Source organism: Ensifer sp. R1-3 (genome assembly GCF_056739175.1).
In genome coordinates this window covers 484,454-505,041 of sequence record NZ_CP096515.1, presented here as the reverse complement: position 1 = coordinate 505,041, position 20,588 = coordinate 484,454, and the positions used below count along the sequence as shown (strand labels likewise).

The following is a 20,588-nucleotide window of genomic DNA, read 5'->3' as shown; positions in this document are numbered from 1 at the left end:
CGCTCAATCTGCGGTGGTCGGCGCCGCCAGGCCCGGGCTCGGTGGCGTTTGATCCGCACCGTCCGCACTGTTGAAATAACGGAAGAATTCCGAATGCGGCGACAGCACGATGGTTGTGTCCGGGCTGCCGATCGACTGCGCATAGGCAGCCATCGACCGGTAGAACTCGAAGAAGCCCGGATCGCGCTGGAATGCGTCGGCAAATATCTGGGTCCGCTCCGCTTCGCCCTCACCGCGCAGGATTTCCGAATCACGCTGCGCTTCGGCAACGATCTCGACCACTTGACGATCGGCGATCGCGCGGCGTCGCTGGCCTTCCTCGTTGCCTCGGGCACGGATCAGTTCGGCTTCGGCCAGACGTTCCGCCTTCATCCGGTCGTAGGTCTGCTGCGAAACTTCCTGCGTCAGGTCCGTACGGCGGATGCGCACGTCCTCGATATTGAGGCCAAGCGACTCGGCATCCGCGCTGAGGTCCGTCCGGACCTCACGCATCATCGATGCGCGCTCGTCGGAAAGCGCCGCCTCGAACCCCCTCAGACCGTAGACCCTGCGCAGCGACGCATCGAGGCGCGTCCTAAGCCGCGACTCCGCAGATTCCCGGTCTCCGGAAACCGTCTGTCGGAAGCGGCGGGGGTCGGCGATCTTGTAGACGACGAATGCATCCACTTCGTAGAATTTGCCGCCGGAGACCTGCACCCGGATATTGTCGAGATCGAAACGGAGTGCCTGGTCTTCGACATACTGGACGCGGTCGGCGTCCATGAAGCCGAATGGAAGCTTGAAATAGAGACCCGGCTCGCTCTTCACCTCCCGGATCTGACCGAAGCGAACGACGATCGCCTGCTGGCGCTCGTTCACGACGAAGACCGAGGAATAGACGACGAACAGGACGGCGGCGAGGACGATCAGGATTATTGAACTGCGATTGTTGATCATTGGTTTCCTCCCGACTGAACGGGCCTGCCGATTTCGTTGAGCGGCAGATAGGGCAGCACCCCCTGGCCGTTCTTCTCGTCCAGAATGACCTTCTTGGACTTGCCGAGAACGCCTTGCAGCGTTTCGATGTAAAGCCGCTTGCGCGTGACCTCCGGGGCCTTGGAATATTCGTCGTAGACCGAGATGAAGCGCTGAGCCTCACCCTGAGCTTCCTTGACGACGCGGTCCTTGTAGGCGGCCGCCTCTTCGCGGATCTGGGCGCCCTGGCCGCGGGCCCTGCCGAGCACCTGGTTGGCGTACTGGTTCGCCTCCTCGACGAAGCGGTCTTCGTCCTGTTCGGCGCGCTGCACTTCGTCGAAGGCATCGGCCACTTCACGCGGCGGTGCGGCATCCTCGATCGCAACGGTATTCACCGATATGCCGGCGCCGTAAGAATCCATCGTCGCCTGGATCGTGTTCTTCACGTCCGCGGCGATCGCCTGGCGGTTGTCGCGGAAGATGTCCTGGGCCGGACGGCGGCCGACGACCTCGCGCATTGCGCTTTCGGCCACCTGCTGCAGCGTGTCGGCCGGGTTCTCCACATTGAAGAGATAGGCCTTCGGATCGGTAACCGAGAACAGCACCGAGAACTGCACGTTGACGATGTTCTGATCGCCGCTGAGCATCAGGCCGGCATTCGACTGGCCCGTGCGGCCGCCGATATTCTGCTGCTGCTCCGTCACCTTGACGATCTCGACGGTTTCGAGCGGCCAGAAGTGATAGTGCAGGCCCGGCATGGAGATTTCTTCCTTCGGCTTGCCGAAGCGCATCTCGACGCCGCGTTCATCCGGCTGAACGGTATAGATGGAATTCAGCAGGACGAAGCCGAGGATCAACAGGCCGACGATGACGAAGATCCCGCCGTTGAAGCCTCCCGGAACCACGTTCTTCAACTGGTCCTGGCCACGCCGGATGATCTCTTCCAGATCCGGCGGACCACCTCTCCCGCCGCGCGGCCGGTTGGGCCCCTGGCCCCATGGCCCCTGATTGCCGCCGCCGCCGCCCCACGGGCCGCCGCCGCCGCCATTCTGATTGCTCCAGGGCATCAAATCCTCACTTCCAAGAAACTCTGTCGCTGAACGCCCCGCAGGCATTGCGGCCGGTCACGATGTGAACCCGTTATAGGTATCATGTGCATTGCTTTCAACGCGATACGGCCGAGTTCACCGTAAATGCGTTAAAATTGTTCACCGCTGCGCCGCAGCGATAGGCAAGAGCATGGATAAGCGCCGAAGACCGCTCAGGCTCCGGCACCTTCCGGCGGCGGCGTGCGGCGGCGCCAGGTCACGAAATGCATTGCGTGACTGTCTTTCTCGCTGCGCGGAAGATCTTCCTCCAACACCTTCTCGAAAGTCGCCGGGTCGATAGAGGGGAAGCGTGTATCGCCATCCACCTCCGCCTGCACTTCGGTCACGTGCAGCACATCGGCCATGCCGATCGACTGACGGTAGATCTCGCCGCCGCCAATGATGCAAATCTCGTCGGCCCCGACCGCGGCCGCCCGCTCCCGCGCGATCGTGAGCGCCGTTTCCAGCGACGGCGCCACCTCCGCGCCGGGAGCCTCGAAATCGGGGTTGCGGCTGATGACGATGTTCGGCCTGCCGGGCAAGGGCCGCCCGAGCGAGGCCCAGGTCTTCCGTCCCATGACGACCGGCTTGCCGATCGTCAGCGCCTTGAAGCGCTTGAGATCGGTCGAAAGCCGCCAGGGCAGATCGCCCTCGCGGCCGATTATTCCATTCGCCGCGACAGCGACGACGAAAACGATCTTCGGTCGGGTCGTCATCTTCTGCTCCGCCTCAGTCATGAAAACCACTCGGCTTGCTGTCGATTTCACGCGCGCGAACCAACGCCGCCCGGTCCGTGACGACGCGAATATAGCGATCTATCACGTCGCTTTCCGGCAGGATCTTGCGCATCCACTGCAATGCGCTTGCAAGCAACAGATCGGCGGCGCTCATCGATTCGCCAAGGAGATAGGTGTGCCGCGTAAGCGCGTCGATCACATGCGCACACATTTCGGTGTAAAGCCTCGCGAGCCCCGGATTGTTCACCGTCACTCCGGATATATGCGCGATGAGCGCGACAAAGGCGCGTGGATCAGCGTCAGCATGGAAACCTCCCATTGGAGCACCACCGGGAACGCGAGAACCGGCTTTCACCGAGTGCTTTAGCTAGACCGCGACCGGCGCCTTGATATGTGAATCGGCTTCGTAGCCGACGAGCTCAAAGTCTTCGAATCTAAACGAAAATATATCCTTCACCGCCGGATTTATTTCCATTTTGGGCAGCGGCTTCGGCGTTCTCGTCAGCTGCAGCTGCGCCTGCTCGAAGTGGTTGCGGTAGATATGCGCGTCACCCAGCGTATGAACGAAATCGCCGGCTTCGAGCCCCGTCACCTGCGCCACCATCATCGTCAGCAGAGCGTAGGAAGCGATATTGAAGGGTACGCCGAGAAAGATATCGCCCGAGCGCTGGTAGAGCTGGCAGGAGAGCTTCCCGTCCGCCACGTAGAACTGGAACAGACAGTGGCAAGGCGGGAGCGCCATTTCGTCCACAAGCGCCGGGTTCCAGGCGGAAACGATGTGGCGGCGGGAATTCGGATTGGTCTTCAGGCCTTCGACCAGCGCCGCGATCTGGTCGATATGTCGGCCATCGGGCGTCGGCCAGGAGCGCCATTGATAGCCGTAGACCGGTCCGAGCTCGCCGTTTTCGTCCGCCCATTCGTCCCAGATGCTCACCCCGTTGTCCTTGAGATAGGCGACGTTCGTGTCGCCCCTGAGGAACCACAGAAGCTCGTGAATGATCGAACGCAGATGCAGCTTCTTGGTGGTCAGCACCGGAAAACCCTGCGACAGGTCGAAGCGCATCTGGTAGCCGAAAACCGAGCGCGTGCCCGTACCCGTACGGTCGCCCCGGTCGGTTCCCGTTGTGATCACATGTTCGAGGAGATCGAGATATTGTCGCATGCTTTTCCGCCGACGATTCGTTCGTAGCTGCGAAAATAGAACGAACCGCCGCGCGAACCAATGGTGGAAAGGTGTTTTCCCGCACTTCGAATCGCCATGCCGTCCTTGGGTCGGGCCAACCCGCCCAAGATCTCCGGTAACGTGCCCGCCGGTTCATTTCGACGGGCGTCGGTTTGCGGCGTGGTCCTGATACTGCTCGTTCCTTACCGCCCTCTCGTCGAGGCCGCGCGAGTCGGAATGCTGCGCCTTGTCTCTGTTCGACAGAACGTCGTTTTCGCCGAGGACGCCTTCCTTCAGCTCGGTTTGCGCACCGCTACCGTCGCCCTTGCCCTTGTCGGGCTTTCCCATGTTCTTCTTGCTGGCGTGAGCCATCGCAGTCTCCTTTCATCGATTTTCGGAAGTGCCGGCCGCCGGCCGAGCTTCGTCAGTCGCCGGCGCCCTTGTGATGCCTGCTCTCCTGATTCTTCCCGCGCAGAATGCTGCGATCGTCCGCCTCGCGGGCATCGCCATGCTCGGTGCTCAAGTCCTGCCCTTTCCGTTGCGCCTTTCTCAAGGCGTCGGAACGGTGCAGATCCGCTTCGGCATTGAAGTCCTTGTCCGCGTTCGACGTGTTCTCGTGGCCCTGCAGCACGCGCTTCTGCTGCTCTTGCGTCTTTCTGCCGACCATTGCCTTGCTCCTATTTGTTGGTGCGACCGCGCTGGTCCGGGTTCGCGCCGCCTTGCGCGGTCGTGTCGTTCGCGACATCTCCTTCGATGGTGTTGCCGCGTTTCAGGGCTTCGTAGTCCGATGGTTCGCGAATGCCCTTCGTGCGTCCGATCCCAGGATCCTGCTTCAGGTCCTTGTCGCTCGGGCGGCGTGTCTTCGGATGTTTGGACGATGTCATCGGCCTTCCTCCTGCTCTGCGACTTGTTCCGGGGCGCCCTTGGTTCACTCCCTCGTTTAACCGCACTGAACCGCGAATGTTCCGCCATCGCGACCCTGTTCGGCAGCACGAGGCGGAGCAGTATTTGTCGGCAGCGGCGAAACAATCGCGGCGGATGGCTGTTAGGCCAATCGACAGCGCCGCGTTCTTCGCGGGACGCGAAATTCTGCATGTTCGTGCCTGAACAGGCTCCACCAGAGAGACATGCGGTTGCGCTTCAGCCAACAAGCAAGGGAGGTGACGATGAGCGCCACAGGTCTCGACGTCTTCGAGAAAACACTGCAGACGACCCATATCTGGCTCGGCGAAATCATGGAACAACACGGACCCGACCGGAAAGTCGCCTGGCACATCCTGACCGTTGTGCTCCGGGTCCTGCGGGACCGGCTTCCTCCGGAAATCGCGGCCCATCTCGGCGCGGAGCTTCCGCTGATCGTGCGAGGCGCCTATTACGATCAATACCGGCCGAACCACCCGCCGGACAAGGGCACCCGTTCGCTCGACGAATTTCTCGCCCGGATCGCTGAAGGAATGAAGGATACGCGTCCGGTCGATCCCGCCGACGCGGCGAGGAGCGTATTTCGGGTCCTGGCACGGCATGTCGACCTTGGCCAGACTGCAAAGGTACGCGACACCTTGCCCAAGGAAATCCAGTCGCTGTGGCCCGACAGTGTCGGCGCGCGCGAATAGCCGAAAACAGGGGGCGAATAAAAGACGATCGGCGCCGGGTCACGGCGCCGCCGAGGCAGCTCTGCGCCCGGCCGGCTCGTCGCCGACCGGAAAGCGCATTGCCAACCAGCCTCGTTCAGAGCGTCTGGAGCTTGCCCAGATTCTTGGCGACCAGATAATAGAAGGTCACACGCGACTTGCTGCGATCATCCGCCATCGCTTTGGCCGTCGCGGCAATAGCGGCATCTGCATCTGACCCGCCGACGCCGAGTTTCTTCTCGCACCATTTTTCCCTGACGCGCTCCAGTTCCTTTGGATCCGAGGCCGAAACGAGGGCGGAATCCTTATTGCGAAGGGCGATACCGAGATGGCGCACGATCTTGTTGACAACTGCTTCGTCGGCGCTGCTGTCATACTTCTGCACGTCCGCAAGATAATCAGTCATGAAGCCTCCACTTTGCACTTGCTCTCAAAAGCTGCCGCCCTTCTCGCGAACCGCGTGCAGCAGGCGGAGTTTTTCACGCCGCTCGTGTAAGTCAAGCATTTCGTGCGGAGTTGGCGAGACCGACATAAATCCGTCATTTCCCTCGAGAAGCCCTTTTCTTGGGCGTCGGAAAGACCTATATGACGAGTGCCGTCTTCGGGCGGCTATGGCAATAAACGGGCGATGCAATAAACCCATTGGACCCGGGGGCGGTACCCGGCGCCTCCACCAAAAACCGGCCTGTGCAGACCGGCTTTTGATGGGGGCGAAATAGGATCGACAAGGGCGTAAAGATCGACTTTTTGCTCGGCATTGTACCACCGTTATCGGGCTAAACTTATAGTTGCAAACGACAACTATGCTGAAGCACGTCTCGCTGCCTAACGGCGGTGCGACACTTCAAATCAAGTCCTTCCGGGTAGCACCGTAAGGCGGGGTCCGAAGGCACCTGGCAACAGAAGCCTTCACCTTCTCCCCCGTCGTGAAATGGTCTATAGATGCCTCAATAATTGACTCGTCATAAACAGACGGGCAATGAAGGAGCAGGCCACGGCGCCGACATAGTCAAGGCGCAGGTTTGGCCGTAGCACCTTGAATCGCTGCATGATTTCCTGAATGGAGTTCCGGTCGTAGGAATCATGCATCAAGTGACTTGAAGAGAACGGGGACCAAATGGGCCAGGACCATATTCGCTACGACATTCTGGCGCAGGACGCGCTTCGCGGCGTCATTCGCAAGGTGTTGGCCGAAGTTTCCGCCACGGGCCATCTGCCCGGCGATCACCACTTCTTCATTACGTTCCTGACCGGTGCGCCCGGTGTCCGGATCTCGCAACATCTCAAGGCCAAGTATCCGGAACAGATGACGATCGTCGTCCAGCACCAGTTCTGGGATCTGAAGGTTACCGAGACCGGCTTCGAAATCGGCCTTTCGTTCTCGGACACACCGGAAAAGCTTGTGATCCCGTACAATGCGATTCGCGGCTTCTATGATCCCTCGGTCAACTTCGAACTGGAGTTCGACGTGGCGGCCGGCGAGGAGGAAGCAGCCGATTCGGCGGAAATAACCGCTTATCCCCTCGACGAAGCCACCGAAACCGCAACTGACGACAGCACGGAAAAGCCTGACGGCCCGAAGGGCGGCGGCGCTTCCGTCGTCTCGCTCGATTCCTTCCGCAAGAAAAACTGACGACGCCAGGAGGCGCGGACCATGGCCGGCGACGTGATCAATCTGCGTCAGTTCCGCAAACGCCAGGCTCGGACTGAACAGGAAAAGCAGGCCGAGCAGAATCGCGTCACCTTCGGCCGCAGCAAGGCCGAGAAAACCCTGACCAAGGCCTTGAACGAAAAGGCAGCGAAGAAGCTTGATCAGGGCAGGCTCGATCAAGCGGGCGGCGAGACTTCAGTCGACCGGGAGAAGCCGTGACGACCGCCGCCGCAAAAGCGATTCCCACTCAAGGACTTGCGGCAGTTTCCCGAATCAAATTGGCAGCCGCTTGAATCCGCTTATGAGTAAGGGGAAGGTCATCAAGCATTCGGCCACGTTGCACGGACACCGCACCAGCTTCACTCTCGAAGAACCCTTCTGGCTGGAATTGAAATCGATCGCCAGGGACCGCGACATGCCGCTCGCGCGGCTCATCGCCGAGATCGACGACGGTCGCGGCCAGGATGGAAATCTGTCGTCGGCCTTACGGGTCTATGTGCTCGCCTGGGTCAAGGCACGCGCCGATGCGAAAGGCGGGGCATAGCTCTCCGCAGGCCGTTGGATCGTCGGCGACTTCTGCATGTTTCCTTTAATCGTATCCGATTAAAGGACAAAAACATGCAGCAGATCAAAGTGCTACAGCGACCTTTGCGCGTCTGATAAGACGCGCGGCGCTGTAGAGAGGGCGGCATATCCCTTCTCCCCGCCTGCGGCTACGGCATGCACATATCTCTTGTTGTCCAGCCCTTCGCGGACTTACTCCGGAGTGGCGGCATCTGTATCCAGCAGTGGCGAGGCTTGCGGATGGGTCCTTGGGATCAAACCCATATGCGCTAACATTGGCATTGGACTAGCGGTCACCCGCCCCTCATCCGCCTGCCGGCACCTTCTCCCCGCAGGCGGGGAGAAGGGACAAGCGGCGCCGACTGAACCCCGCATTCACCGTCCGCCTGAGGGAGCGAGCGGGCGCGGCATATCCCTTCTCCCCGCCTGCGGGGCGAAGGTGGCGGCAGCCGGTTGAGGGGCAACCCCGACCGAGCGGGGTTGAGCCGGTTGGGTTCCCGAGGGATCCCTTTCATCAGCAGTATCCGCCGCACCGGCGCGCAAGAGATATGTGCATGCCGTAGCCGCCTGCGGGGAGAAGGTCGCGGCAGCGGGATGAGGGGCGGGTGCCGCCACTGCTCTGCTACTGCACAGTAATGTCGGGAAGCATATCGAAATTCAGGCCATGACCTGCCGGCGGGCCCGCATTCTGCCCCTGTCGGGTGCCGCCATCCTCCGGCGGAGCGACGGGCGTCTGCTGGCGACCGATGCTGCGCGGCGGCAGCTGCCGCATTCTCAGCCGCTCCTCCTCCTCCGCGCGGCGTTCGGCGGCGGCTCGTGCTTCCGCCTCCGCCCGCATCCGCGCCGCTTCCGCCGCCGCTGCCTGACGGCGGCGCTCTTCGGCGATCGTCCGCAATCGCTGCTGCTCACGCTCCGCCGCGCGCGCCCGATAAAGCGAGACCTCGCGGCGCAAACGTTGCTTTTCGAGCACATTCGCCTGTAGTGTCTCGACACGCCTGCGCTCACGCTCGAAGGCTCTGAGCGACAGGAAGTTCGAAAGCTCCGTGACGTCGACCGTCACACCGGGCGATGCAAGCAGCCCGGCATAGCCGAACCGGACGCGCGGCTCTGCTCCCGCAAGCGCCTCCTCGCCCGGACGGAACGTCAGTTCGATCGCTCCGTTCATTCGCCCTGCCGGCAAGTCGAAAGCGGCCTCCCCGCTGAAGGCGGCGTTGCCATCGCCCGCGGTGACGTTCTGCGCCCTGACGGTTCCGCCTGCTATGCCGAAGGGCACCTTCACAGCGCCGACGACCGACTGGCCGGTGAAGAGCAGGTTCTCTGCAGCCTTGCGGATCGCATCGGGCGAGATATCAGTCTTCATGGCGTCCGCGGCCGCCATCAGTTGCGGCAGCGCCGCCGTATTGATGCCGTTGAGGGTAAGCCCGTTGAAGCTCGCCGTTCCCGATCCGCTGAGCGAATGCACCATTGCCTGCGGCGTTGCGCCCGCAGCCTCCATCGCCACCGCAAGATCGAAGCGGCCGGTCGCCACCGGGCCAGTCGCCCGCACCCAACCCGTTTCGGCAATGTCGGCACCCGTGAGATCGAACTTCGAGCGCAGGTAGCCGGAGCCATTGGCATTGCCGAATTGCAGCCGCCCCGCGAGCTTGCCCCCCAGCCAGTCTCCCGTCGCGTCGCTGAGTGCGAGTTCATCGCCCTTCCATTGCAGCTTCCCGGCAAGGCCGGTCACCGGGCCGTAGACGCCTGGCCAGAATCGCTTCGCACTTACGTTGAGCGCCACATCGAGTCCGGTCCATGCCGGTTTTACGACCGGTGCCAGCGCCAGTCCCCCGGTACTTGTGTCGTGGACCTGCCCTAGAACGCCTTCGCCGAGCCAGGCGAGATCGAGGGCGTCGATCGCAAGCTCCCCTTCGGCCTTGCCAGGGACCTTGCGGTCGATCGAAAGCGCGCCGGCAAAGCCATTCTGGTCGGCTTTGCCCTCTATTGCGGTGATCGAGATTTTTTCGGGGTCGGTTGCAAACTCAGCCGAGGCCGTCACCGGCAAACCGCTGCCCATTTGGGGCAGCCCGATGCCCTGCAACAGCAGATAGGGCTCCAGGTCCTCGGATTTCAGCGTGAGCTTCCCCTGTCCTTCGAGATAGTGCGCGCGCGCAAGATCGAAGACACCGTTCGCCGCAAGCGACGTCCGCTCGGTGGTGAAGGTCAGCGAGCCATTGGTCTTCGAGCCGTCCGTGCTCTGCAGCTTTATGGCAAGAATGCCGTTTGCGTCCGCTTCGAAGGGCAGCGGGTCCAATCCGGCCTGCCCCAGGAGAACGGATGTCTGCGGATTCTCGAGCGTCGCCTCCAGCAGCATGCCCTGGCCGGCGAGCGCCTGGGCGAGATCGGGCGCCTGATAGCTGGCGGCTATCTTGCCTCCGTTGGCGGTCCCGATCACGCCGAAGGTGAAGGGCGCGTTACCCTCCTTGTTGCCGGCCGTCAGTGTTACATCGAAAGCAGCGTCGGAGTAATAGGGTCCGGCCTCGATCAGCCGTGCGAGCGCCGGATGGGCCGCGCTATGCCGTCCGATCATTTCGAGGAAGGGCGTAAGCTCCTGCGCGGCGAGTTTCATCTTCGCCGACACGACCGGTTTTTCAAGCCCGCCGCTCATGCGGCCGGAGAAGGCAAGCTGTGCGCCGGAAAGAGCGCCGATCGCCACGCGCTCCGCCTGCAGTTGGCCGTTCTTGAAGGTGAGCACCGCCTGGACGTCATGCGCTTCCTCACCGAAAGCGGAGAATGTCTCGGCGGAAAGATCGGCGGCGATGGCGTGCTGCAGCAACGTCCCGGTGGAGGCGTCGCCCGCGACAAGGCCGGCAAGGGCCTGAAGCGCCTCCAGATCTATGCGGTTGCCTTTCAACTGCAACGACAGCGCGGGCGGCTGCTCGGCGAAGGACTGGCGCTCGATCCTGCCGCGCAACGTGGCCGGACCTGCCGCCACTTCAAGGTTTTCAAACTGCTGCAGAGTGTCGGTCAGATTGACCGTCGCCGAAAACCCGGCCGTTTTCAGCGTGCGTATCGCCGGATCGACCGATCCCGCCAGCCAATTGGCAAATCCCGATGGCTGGTTCGAGGCGATGACGAGGTCCCCGCGAAAGGAGCGCTGCTCCTTGAGGTTCAGCCGGCCCTTGGCTTCCAATTGCGTGCGGCCGGGCAGGAGTGCGACCGCATTGTCGACGATCCAGCCGGCGCCGTCGGGCCGGACGTCAAGGCGGACGTCGCGCACCGTCGTGTCGCCGATCACGATCGCCGGAAGTTTCAGACTGGCCCGTCCCGGCACCTGCGGAATAGGGATATCGGCGGCGATCGCCAGCATTGCGTCGATCCGCTGGCGGAGCGAAATGGCCGGGTCGCGCCCGGTCTTGCCGCTGCTGCCGGAATTGCCGATGCGGCTGACATCGATCTGCTGGCCGTCGGCGATCAGCAGGAATCTCTGGTCCTTGCCGGTGTCGAGCGTTGCCTCGCCGGTGACGATATAGGGATCGTCGGGCGGCCCGATCTCGAAGTGGTATTCCGGTACGCGGATGCTTTCGTTGGTGAGTTGGAACTCGCCGTTGATGCGAAGGGCGCCGTCCGCCTTGACCTCGCTGGCGGGCCGGTTCTCCGTGAGCGTGAAGCGCCCGGCATAAACCGGTCTGAAATCGACGATCTTCAGATCGCCGTCGAGCTCCACGCCGAAGGGCCGTTCGTCCGGCACCAGCCGCGCCCGCAGGCTCAAGGCGCCCGTTTCGTCGACGGTGTTGCTCGACAACGAGAAGCTTCCCGCCTCCCCGTCGAGCGTCGCACGGCCCTCGACCCTCCAAGGTCCGGCGAGCGTGCGGGCCGAGAGGTCGGCGGAGAGGTCACTGACCCGGCGCGTGCGCCCCGTCTGCTCATCCACGAACTCGATCTCGCCGTCGGCGATCTCCACCTTCTCCAGGATGACCGTATGGGCGGGGATCGCGGCGCGCGACCCGCGTGCCCAATCCAGCGTGCCATCGGGCTGGAGCCGGAGCCGCGCCTTCGGCCGGTCGAGCCGCATGTCGAATATCAGCGCCTCGCCGCTCAGGAAGGGCGCAAGCTCCGCGCTCATCGAAAACTGCGCGACCTGAATCAGCGGTGCGCCGCCGTCGCTCGCTCCGACGCGGACGTCCTTGAGCGTGACCGTAGGAAAGGGAATGAGACGCGCATCGACGCTGCCGTGGACCACCACGGGCTTGCCCATGATACGGCTTGCCTCCCGCTCGAAATCGTTACGGAAGCTGGTCCAGTCGATAAACAGGGGTGCGATCAGCGCGGCAAAGAGCGCGACAACCAACAGTCCTCCGAGGGTAACCAGAATTCGCGCCAGCACCGTGTCACATTCCCGTCAGTTCGTTCGCCCCCTGCATTGCGGCTTTGAGCCGGTTTTGCAAGTCTCAGGCAAAGATCTTGCCCGGATTGAAGATGTTGTCGGGATCGAGAGAGCGTTTGATCTGCCGCATCAGATCCAGCGCATCACCGAGTTCGGCCGCAAGAAACGGCATCTTGCCCTGCCCGATCCCATGTTCGCCCGTACAGGTGCCGTCCATGGACAGCGCCCGCGCATTCAGCCGCTCGACGAAAGCCTCCGCCTGCGCCACATCAGCCGCATCCTTGTCGTCGAAGAGCAACCCCACATGAAAATTTCCATCGCCGGCGTGCCCGACGATCGGCGCGACCAAGCCATGCGCAGCAATGTCTTCATGCGTCGCCGCGACGCAGTCGGCAAGGCGCGAAATCGGCACGCAGACGTCGGTGGAGAGAATGGCGCGCCCGGGCATGAGGCTCTTCTGCGCCCAATAGGCGTTGTGCCGTGCCTTCCAGAGCCGTGCCCGCTCTTCCGGATTGGTCGTCCAGATGAAACCCGTAGAACCGAATTCCGACGCTATTTCGGCGAATTGGCGGGACTGCAGCTCGACGCTCTCCCCGTTGCCGTGGAATTCGACGAAAAGGGTGGGCGTTTCCTGGTAGGTCAGGCCCGAATAGGCATTGCACGCCTTCATCTGCAACGCGTCCAGGAGTTCTATGCGCGCCACCGGGATGCCGGACTGGATCGTCAGGATCACGGCATTGCAGGCGTCGGCAATCGTCGGAAACGGGCAGACGCCGCCGGAGATCACCTCCGGTATGCCCTGCAGGCGCAGCGTGATCGAGGTGACGATGCCGAGGGTGCCTTCCGCGCCGACGAAGAGGCGCGTCAGGTCGTAGCCGGCCGACGACTTGCGCGCCCGATGGGCCGTCCTGATTTCGCGCCCGCCGGCGACGACGGCCGTGACGGCGAGCACGTTTTCCTTCATCGTGCCGTAGCGCACCGCATTGGTGCCCGATGCACGCGTCGACGCCATGCCGCCGATCGAGGCGTTCGCGCCCGGATCGATCGGGAAGAAGAGACCGGTGTCGCGCAGGTAGCTGTTGAGTTCCTCCCGCGTCACGCCCGGCTCCACCGTGCAGTCCAGGTCTTCGGCGTTGACCGCGAGCACGCGGTTCATCCGCATCATGTCGACGGAGATGCCGCCGTGGGGCGCGTTGACGTGACCTTCAAGCGAGGAGCCCGTTCCGAAGGGGATGAGCGGCACGCGGTGTTCACATGCGATCTCCACGATCTCGCGCACCTCGGCGGCACTTTCGGGGAAAACCACGGCATCGGGGAGCTGCGCGGGAATGTAGGTCGTCGTGTTGGCGTGCTGGGCCCGGATGGCTTCACCGGTCTGGAATCGATCGCCGAAGCGTGTGGCGAGGTGTGTTTTGGCCGCCGCGATACCGTTCTCGTTTCTCGCCCCTGCCCGGATTGCGTTCAACGCCACGAAAATTCTCCTTCTCATCTCCCGATGCGCCTTCGCGGCACCCGGAAGAGCGCTCTTTCGTCTTGAGCGCCCGCATAATCTATCCCTAATCCGCACTCGAATTAAGGGCACCGGTCCGGCGCGACAAGGAAAATACGCGAGAGCTCACTCTCCCGCCTCCGCTTTCGCAAATCCGTCTCGGGCGCTTTGGACGGCTTCGAAGATCGACACCGTCCTTATCCGGACGCGTCCTACTGCATGTTTCCTTTAATCGTATCCGATTAAAGGACAAAAACATGCAGCAGATCAAAGTGCTACAGCGACCTTTGCGCGTCTGATAAGACGCGCGGCGCTGTAGCCAGCCGGCCGGCCGGAAGCGCTTACATTTCAACGGGCTACTGTGCAAATCGGAATCACTTTGTCCAGAAGTTCACCGGTTTGGAGTGCCCTCGCGTCAAAAAATTACCGCCGGTGATACCGGCTTGTCACAAGTCCGGCCAACTGCACCGGCGCTGCAGCGAATGCGTCTTTTGTTTGCAGGCCTATAGGGTATTATGTCCGGAAAGGGAGAACGTCGCATGTTCGGGCTGCTTGCTTTGATCACCGCGTCGATTTTCTTCGGCGCCGCCATTTACATCAATGTGGCTGAACAGCCTGCCAGGCTTGCCCTGGACGGAGGCGCAGCGCTCCGGGAATGGGTGCCCGCCTATCGGCGCGGCTTCGAGATGCAGGCTCCTCTCGCGATCGTTTCCTGCCTTCTCGGCGCTGTGGCATGGTGGCAGTCGGGCGATGCGCTCTGGGGCTTGGGAGCGGCCGTCATCATACTCAACTGGCCCTATACGCTGTTCGTCATCATGCCCGTCAATCAGCGCCTGGAGACGACCCGTCCGGATCAGGCGAATGCGGAGACCCGCGAACTCATCGAGCGCTGGGGCAAGCTCCATGCCGGCCGCAGCGCCCTCGGTGCGCTCGCCACCGTCATCTATCTCGCTGCCGCAGCAGGCGGCTTCTGACGATCTCGCGGCAATCGCACCGCGCCACCTGCCACTGCGCGCCAGATCTCGCTCATCTCAGATCTTGAGCACCTCGGCCGCGTTCATCTCCTCCTGCAGCTTCCGCTCCTCGTCGGCATGCGGCTTGGTAAAGCGGGCAATGACCAGATAGGCGACCGGCGTCAGGTAGAGCGTCACGACCACCGCCAGGCCCAACCCGCCGACGAGGACCCAGCCGAGCGCGATGCGCGCTTCGGCGCCGGCACCGCTTGCCAGCACCAGCGGTACCGCGCCCACGACGGTCGCGATCATGGTCATCATCACCGGTCTGAGACGGATATTGGCGGCATTCTCGATGGCACTGCGGACGTCCTGCCCCCGGTCGCGGAGCTGGTTGGCGAACTCTACGATCAGGATGCCGTTCTTGGCCATGATGCCGACAAGCATGACGAGCCCTATCTGACTGTAGATGTTCAGCGTGTTGCCGGTCACGATCATTGCGAAGACGGCGCAGGCGAGACCGAGCGGCACGGTCGACATGATGATGAGGCCGCTCACGAAGCTTTCGAATTGCGCCGCAAGCACCAGGAAGATGATGACGAGCGCGAAGCCGAAGGTAACGAACAGGCCGTTGGCGTTCTCGTCCAGTGTCGCGGCCTCGGCAAGCGGCATGACCCGCGATCCCGGCGGCAGAAGGGGTTCGGCCATCTCTTCGACCATCGACAGCGCCTCGCCGAGTGCGAGATCGGATTTCAGCCCCGCCGAGAGCGAAACGGCGCGCAGTTGCGACTCGCGGGAAAGCTGCGGCGCCACTGCCTTCTCCTCGACCGTTGCGATCGACGACATCGGCACGATGCGGCCGTCGCCGGCCTTGACGAAGATGTTCTGCAGGTCCGTCGGGTCGTTGAGCGGCTCGGTGGAAGAGAGCAGCTTGACCGGATAGGCTTCTCCTTCCACGAAGATGTCGACGACGCTGCTGCCGTCGAGCATCGCCTGCAGCGCCCAGGAGAGGCCACCTATGTCCACGCCGAGGTCGGAGGCGCGCTCGCGGTCGATCGTCACCGACAATTGCGCCTGATTGGCCTCGTAGTTGAGCCTCACATTCTCGAAACGGCCGGTATCCTCCATTGCCCTGACGAGCTTCGCCGCCGCGTCGCCCAGCTTCGTATAATCGTTGCCGACAAGCGCGACCTGAAGGCCGCTGCCGGCACCCCGGATACCGAGGCTGTTCGCCTGGATGGTGAAGGCGCGAACCGACGGGATCTTCGAGGTCGCCCTGTTGATGTCGGCGACGATCTGGCCCTGCGTGCGCTCGCGCTCTTCCCACGGGGCAAGCGTCAGGACCATGAAGCCGCTATTGGCCGAGCCGCCCTGGCCTGAAATCGAGAACACATTGCTGATCTCGCCGGATTTGAGCAGCGGCTGCAGGCCCTCTTCGATGCGGCGTAGCTGTGCCTGCGTGTATTCCAGCGAGACGCCCTGCGGCGCGTTGATCCGCAGCATGACCTGCGAACGGTCCTCGTTAGGCGTCAGCTCCGACTTGAGCGTCAGGAAGCCCAGAGCGCCGGCGGCGGTAAAGAAAGCGGCCACCGCGAAGACGATGAGCGGCGCATTGAGGCAGGCGCGAAGCGTCACGCGGTAGAAGGCGGAAGCGCGCCGTCCGAAGCGCTGCATCACCCCGTCATGCTCATGCGGCTCTTTCGTCAGCATGCGCGAGGCGAGCATCGGACAGAGCGTCAGCGAGACGAAGGACGACAGGAGGATCGAGAAGGCGAGCACGAAGCCGAATTCACGGAAGAGGCCCCCGGTCTGCCCCGGCAGGAAGGAGAGAGGAACGAATACGGCCGCCAGCGTCGCCGTAGTCGCGAGCACGGCGAAGAAGACCTCGAGCGTACCGTGCACGGCGGCGGCGCGCGGACCGAGGCCCTCCGCCCGGCGCCGCACGATATTTTCGAGCACCACGATCGCGTCATCGACGACGAGCCCGGTCGCAAGCACGATCGCCAGAAGCGTCAGGATGTTGATCGAGAAGCCCGCAAGATAGATCGCGGCCACCGTTCCGATCAGCGCGATCGGCATGGTGATGGTCGGGATGAGCGTCGCGCGCCAGTCGAGCAGGAACAGGTAGATGACGAGGGTGACGATGAAAACGGCGACGAAGAGTGCGATCTCCACCTCGTGGATGGCGCCGTTGATGAACACCGCGTCGTCGCTGGTGATCTTGAGCTCGGTTCCCGTCGGGAGGATATCCGAGGAGATCGCGTTCACAACGCTGCGCACGCCTTCGGAAATATCGACCGTGTTCGACTGGGCCTGACGGATGATGCCGAGGCCGATACCCTCGCGGCCGTTGGAGCGCAGCGCCGAGGTGCCCGTATCCGGGCCGAGGGTCACGGTCGCCACGTCGCGAAGCCGGACATTGTTGCCGAGCATGAGGTTTTCGAATTGCTCGGGCGTCTGAAGATCGGCCGTCGCCCGAACGGAAATGTCCTGACTTGCGCTCGTCAGCGAGCCTGCAGGCACATCGTAGGAGGCGTCGGAAAGCGCCTCGCGAAGATTGGCCACGGTGACGCCGCGTCCGGCGAGCTTCGCCTGGTTGAGGTCGATACGGAAAATCTTCTCCTGGTCGCCGTAGACGGTGACGTCGGCAACGCCTTCGACCGCCGCCAGCCGGTCGCTGATCTCGTTCTCGACGAGCAGCGTCATGTCGTCCATGCTCATCGTGTCGGAGGTCAATGCCAGGCGCATGATCGGCTGGCTGTCGGAATCCGCCTTCACGATGCGCGGCTCGTCGGCATCATCAGGCAATTGGCCGGTGATCCGGCCGAGCGCATCGCGAACGTCGTTGGCTGCCTGGCCGATATCGGTCGTGTCGGAGAATTCGAGCGTGACCCGGCTGCGCCCGAACGAAGAGGACGACGAAATGCCCTTGATGCCCTGCACGCGCGAGACGGCACCTTCGATGACCGAGGTCACTTCACGGTCGATCGTCTCCGGCGAGGCGCCGTCGAACTCGGTCGTGACCGAGACCACCGGCTGGTCGACCTGCGGCAGTTCGCGGATCTCGACGCCATTCCAGGCGGCAAGACCAGCCACGACGATCAATGTGTTGACGACCAGGGCGAAGATCGGCCGGCGGATGAAAAGCGCGGTGAAACCCGTCTTTCCGCCCTGCCCTCCACCCGGTTGATGGCCTCCCATACCGATATTCATTGCGCGTCTCCCGCGACCTTCTGCTCGGCCTCGGCCGCAGGCTCGCCGGCGATGCGCACCACGCCGCCGTCGCGAAGCCGCTGCACGCCCTCGGTCACGACGCGGTCGCCCTCGGCGAGTTCCGCATCGACAAGCACCTTGTCGGGATTGCGCTGGATGATCTTGATCGGCACGCGCTCGCTTTTGTCGCCTTTGACCCGCCAGATAAAGGAGCCTTCGGAGCTCCACTGGATGGCCAGCGGGTCGACGGTGGGATATCGGTCGCCGTCGAATGCCACGGTGACGGAGAAGGACATGCCGGCGCGCAGCATGTCATCCGGATTCTCGAGTCGCGCCCGGACCCGGAGCGTCCGGCTCTCCGGGTCGAGGCGGTTGTCTATCGCGTGAACGACGCCCTGAAGCGCGCGTCCCGGCTGTGCGATCGCGCTCGCGGTCACCGGCTGATCGACGGAGATCTTGCCGGCGAAGCGCTCGGGCACCCAGAAATCGACAAGGATCTGCGACCGGTCGTCCACGACGGCAATCGGCGTCGAGGTCGTGACGTAATCTCCTATATTGACGGTGATGATCCCGACCACCCCCTTGGAGGGCGCCACGATATCGCGACGCTTCAGGTCGAGCTCGGCCGTTTTCAGCGCCAGTTCGGCCGCCTGCAGCGCGATTTCGGAGTCACGCACCTCGACGACGGTCACTGCGCGCGCGGTGCTGAGATTGCGGTAGCGCTCGACCTTCTCCCGGGCACTGTCGCGCGTCAGCCGCGCCTGCTCGGCAGCGATCATCTGGTCGTCGCTGTCGAGGCGCGCGATGACCTGGCCTTCCGTGATCCTGTCGCCCGACTTCACCAGTATTTCGGTGAGATTTCCCGTTGCGGTCGGCGTCACGGTAACCGAGCGGATCGCTTCGCCGTTGCCGATCGCGTTCAGCCTGTCGTTGACGACGGCGCGCTCGGCCGGCTTGACGACGACCAGGGGTGCTTCCGCGAAGCCGCTTCGTCGACCCTGCCCGCGCTCGCTATCGCCCGAACCGCCCCTTGCCCCTTCGCCGCCCTGCGGTCCCGACAAGGCATCGATCAACGGTTGCGAAACCCCGATCGCGGCCAAGGTCTCACCCGCTCCGGGCGCAAGACGCACCCACGCGGCGCCCCCGACGGCGAGGACGACGACGCTGATCGCGAGCTGATTCCAAAAGCGCATTCATGTCTCCAAAAGAAAAGCTCTCCAAAAGAAAAGCGCGCTCCAACGAGGCGCGCACCCGATGGAACGTTCCGATTTGCGCTGATTATCGTTGTTTGCAGACGTCCGGGCAATCTCGGAATGGCATCATTACGCAATTGTAACAAAAGCGATTTTGGTGGCGGCATGATGGCGCTTGCGCCCGTCCTGAAACGCACACGCCGGCGGTGAGGCGGCGGCATGTTTACAGCTTGCGTGGCTCGGTTATTCTGTTCGTCGCCGGCGGCTGTTTCGGGCCGGCTCTCGACACGAAGGGAGACGGCAATGTGCGATGCATGCGTCATCGAATCGGTCAAGCAGCGGATGGTGTCGCGGCGCGGTTTGCTCCGTGCGGCCGCGGTCGGTACGGCAGGCATTGCCGCCGCCGGCATGGGAATCGTACCTCCGGCGCTTGCCGCCGGCCACGGCAGCGTCACCGATCTCACCCATGAACTTCATGAGGAGTTTCCGACCTTCTTCGGCCAGCAGCAATTCTTCCGGGAGCAGAAGTTCAAATATGCCGAACACAAGTTCAACCTGTTCGAACTTCGGGTGAACGAGCACACCGGTACTCATGTCGACGCGCCGCTGCACTTCTCCGCCGACGGCCTTTCGGTGGCGGAGCTGCCCCTCGACAAGCTGATCGTGCCGCTCTGCGTCGTCGACATCCGCGAGAAGGCGGCCGCCGATCCGGATGCGCAGCTGACGCCGGACGACATCAAAGCGTGGATCGCCGCCAACGGGGACATTCCCGAGAACGCCTGCGTCGCCATGCTGTCGGGCTGGTCGGATCATCTCGGCAGCGACAAGTTCCGCAATGCCGACACGGCTGGAAAGATGCATTTCCCCGGCTTTCACGTCGAAGCAGCCAAGTTCCTGATCGAGGACACGAGGGCAGCCGGCATTGCCGTCGATACGCTCTCGCTCGACCACGGCATCTCACCCGATTTCGCCGCCCACTACGCCTGGCTGCCGGAAGGCCGCTGGGGGCTCGAGGCGGCCGCCAATCTCGACAAGCTGCCGGCGAAGGGCGCGACGCTGGTCCTCGGCGCGCCCAAGCACCGCGGCGGCACCGGCGGCCCGGCCCGCGTCTTCGCTCTCGTTTGAAACGCATGGAGCAAGCATGAGCACTGTTGCGCCGCCATCCGGTCCCGAATCCGACCCACGCGTCAAGGCCGTCTTCGACGACATCCGCGCGACCCGGAAATCGGACTTCATCAACAATATGTGGCTCTGGCTCGCCTTCGACCCCGGCCTGCTGGAGCGGACCTGGGCGGAGGTCAAGGCGGTGATGGCGACGCCTTCGCCGCTCGACCCACTGGTGAAGGAGATGCTCTATATCGCCGTTTCCGTGACCAATGGCTGCGGCTACTGCATTCATTCCCATACCGCCGCCGCCAGGGCCAAGGGAATGACGGACGCCGAGCACGCGGATCTCCTGCGCGTCATTTCGCTTGCCGCCAAGACCAACCAGCTCGCGACGGCCCTGCAGGTGCCGGTCGATCCGGTGTTCGACGCGTCCGGCAGAACATAAAAACTCGGCATGCCGGCCTGAAAACACCAGTCTTTCCA

General features: G+C 63.0%; 19 protein-coding genes, 1 other RNA gene and 1 pseudogene. 8 read left to right on the top strand and 13 right to left on the bottom strand.

Annotation, left to right across the window (positions count from 1 at the left end; genetic code table 11):
- Window positions 1-3: 3 nt before the first annotated feature.
- The 8 genes and pseudogenes from hflC to M1D43_RS02395 all read right to left on the bottom strand — a co-directional run bounded on the left by hflC (window position 4) and on the right by M1D43_RS02395 (window position 4,825).
- The gene (gene hflC / locus M1D43_RS02430; RefSeq protein ID WP_003534924.1) at window positions 4-936 is read right to left on the bottom strand and encodes a protease modulator HflC; all 933 of its coding nucleotides are present in this window, start codon (window positions 934-936) and stop codon (window positions 4-6) included.
- Complete coding sequence (hflK, locus tag M1D43_RS02425; protein WP_003534926.1) at window positions 933-2,021, bottom strand: FtsH protease activity modulator HflK; 1,089 nt, start codon at window positions 2,019-2,021, stop codon at window positions 933-935. The genes hflC and hflK overlap by 4 nt, the downstream gene beginning before the upstream one ends.
- Before the next feature lie 194 nt (window positions 2,022-2,215).
- Window positions 2,216-2,758, bottom strand: a complete 543-nt coding sequence (locus M1D43_RS02420) for a dihydrofolate reductase (RefSeq protein ID WP_080662674.1) — start codon at window positions 2,756-2,758, stop codon at window positions 2,216-2,218.
- A 13-nt stretch (window positions 2,759-2,771) separates the two neighbouring features.
- Window positions 2,772-3,050 (bottom strand): annotated as a pseudogene (locus tag M1D43_RS02415) (glutathione S-transferase C-terminal domain-containing protein); the annotation flags it as partial.
- A gap of 96 nt (window positions 3,051-3,146) precedes the next feature.
- Entirely contained in the window at window positions 3,147-3,941 is a 795-nt protein-coding gene (locus M1D43_RS02410) for a thymidylate synthase (RefSeq protein WP_028010102.1), read from the bottom strand.
- Window positions 3,942-4,094: 153 nt separating this feature from the next.
- A complete protein-coding gene (locus M1D43_RS02405) occupies window positions 4,095-4,313 on the bottom strand; it encodes a hypothetical protein (RefSeq protein ID WP_003534932.1) in 219 nt (72 codons plus the stop codon).
- Window positions 4,314-4,365: 52 nt separating this feature from the next.
- Window positions 4,366-4,608 carry a hypothetical protein gene (locus M1D43_RS02400; protein WP_003534934.1) on the bottom strand — a complete coding sequence of 81 codons (243 nt, stop codon included), beginning with the start codon at window positions 4,606-4,608 and terminating at the stop codon, window positions 4,366-4,368.
- Window positions 4,609-4,618: 10 nt separating this feature from the next.
- A complete protein-coding gene (locus tag M1D43_RS02395; protein WP_153313926.1) occupies window positions 4,619-4,825 on the bottom strand; it encodes a hypothetical protein in 207 nt (68 codons plus the stop codon).
- Between the two features lie 282 nt (window positions 4,826-5,107).
- Between M1D43_RS02395 and M1D43_RS02390 the strand changes: the two genes are divergently transcribed.
- The gene (locus M1D43_RS02390) at window positions 5,108-5,554 is read left to right on the top strand and encodes a DUF2267 domain-containing protein (protein WP_003534938.1); all 447 of its coding nucleotides are present in this window, start codon (window positions 5,108-5,110) and stop codon (window positions 5,552-5,554) included.
- Between the two features lie 115 nt (window positions 5,555-5,669).
- On the opposite strand, the gene M1D43_RS02385 is transcribed toward M1D43_RS02390, so the two are convergent.
- Window positions 5,670-5,978, bottom strand: a complete 309-nt coding sequence (locus tag M1D43_RS02385; protein ID WP_003534939.1) for a DUF2853 family protein — start codon at window positions 5,976-5,978, stop codon at window positions 5,670-5,672.
- Window positions 5,979-6,127: 149 nt separating this feature from the next.
- Between M1D43_RS02385 and ssrA the strand changes: the two genes are divergently transcribed.
- From ssrA to M1D43_RS02365, 4 genes are all read left to right on the top strand, one after another.
- Window positions 6,128-6,486, top strand: a transfer-messenger RNA (tmRNA) gene (ssrA, locus tag M1D43_RS02380).
- A 203-nt stretch (window positions 6,487-6,689) separates the two neighbouring features.
- Window positions 6,690-7,205, top strand: a complete 516-nt coding sequence (locus M1D43_RS02375) for an SspB family protein (protein ID WP_003534941.1) — start codon at window positions 6,690-6,692, stop codon at window positions 7,203-7,205.
- 21 nt (window positions 7,206-7,226) lie between these two features.
- Window positions 7,227-7,442, top strand: coding sequence for a DUF4169 family protein (locus M1D43_RS02370; RefSeq protein ID WP_003534943.1), 216 nt, complete (start codon window positions 7,227-7,229; stop codon window positions 7,440-7,442).
- An 82-nt stretch (window positions 7,443-7,524) separates the two neighbouring features.
- Window positions 7,525-7,767, top strand: a complete 243-nt coding sequence (locus tag M1D43_RS02365) for a ribbon-helix-helix domain-containing protein (RefSeq protein WP_003534945.1) — start codon at window positions 7,525-7,527, stop codon at window positions 7,765-7,767.
- A gap of 642 nt (window positions 7,768-8,409) precedes the next feature.
- On the opposite strand, the gene M1D43_RS02360 is transcribed toward M1D43_RS02365, so the two are convergent.
- Both M1D43_RS02360 and M1D43_RS02355 read right to left on the bottom strand, forming a co-directional pair.
- The gene (locus M1D43_RS02360) at window positions 8,410-12,114 is read right to left on the bottom strand and encodes an AsmA family protein (RefSeq protein ID WP_234889458.1); all 3,705 of its coding nucleotides are present in this window, start codon (window positions 12,112-12,114) and stop codon (window positions 8,410-8,412) included.
- 100 nt (window positions 12,115-12,214) lie between these two features.
- Window positions 12,215-13,621, bottom strand: coding sequence for an FAD-binding oxidoreductase (locus tag M1D43_RS02355; RefSeq protein WP_127597285.1), 1,407 nt, complete (start codon window positions 13,619-13,621; stop codon window positions 12,215-12,217).
- A 557-nt stretch (window positions 13,622-14,178) separates the two neighbouring features.
- Between M1D43_RS02355 and M1D43_RS02350 the strand changes: the two genes are divergently transcribed.
- Window positions 14,179-14,613, top strand: a complete 435-nt coding sequence (locus M1D43_RS02350; protein WP_003534951.1) for an anthrone oxygenase family protein — start codon at window positions 14,179-14,181, stop codon at window positions 14,611-14,613.
- Window positions 14,614-14,670: 57 nt separating this feature from the next.
- Here the strand turns inward: M1D43_RS02350 and M1D43_RS02345 are convergent, their stop codons facing one another.
- Together M1D43_RS02345 and M1D43_RS02340 are read right to left on the bottom strand one after the other, a co-directional pair.
- Entirely contained in the window at window positions 14,671-17,805 is a 3,135-nt protein-coding gene (locus tag M1D43_RS02345; RefSeq protein ID WP_153313407.1) for an efflux RND transporter permease subunit, read from the bottom strand.
- Window positions 17,802-18,998, bottom strand: coding sequence for an efflux RND transporter periplasmic adaptor subunit (locus tag M1D43_RS02340; RefSeq protein ID WP_003534955.1), 1,197 nt, complete (start codon window positions 18,996-18,998; stop codon window positions 17,802-17,804). Before M1D43_RS02340 ends, M1D43_RS02345 begins: the two co-directional genes overlap by 4 nt.
- A gap of 303 nt (window positions 18,999-19,301) precedes the next feature.
- Between M1D43_RS02340 and M1D43_RS02335 the strand changes: the two genes are divergently transcribed.
- Together M1D43_RS02335 and M1D43_RS02330 are read left to right on the top strand one after the other, a co-directional pair.
- Window positions 19,302-20,123 carry a cyclase family protein gene (locus M1D43_RS02335; RefSeq protein WP_003534956.1) on the top strand — a complete coding sequence of 274 codons (822 nt, stop codon included), beginning with the start codon at window positions 19,302-19,304 and terminating at the stop codon, window positions 20,121-20,123.
- A gap of 16 nt (window positions 20,124-20,139) precedes the next feature.
- Complete coding sequence (locus M1D43_RS02330) at window positions 20,140-20,550, top strand: carboxymuconolactone decarboxylase family protein (RefSeq protein ID WP_127638901.1); 411 nt, start codon at window positions 20,140-20,142, stop codon at window positions 20,548-20,550.
- Window positions 20,551-20,588 lie beyond the last annotated feature (38 nt).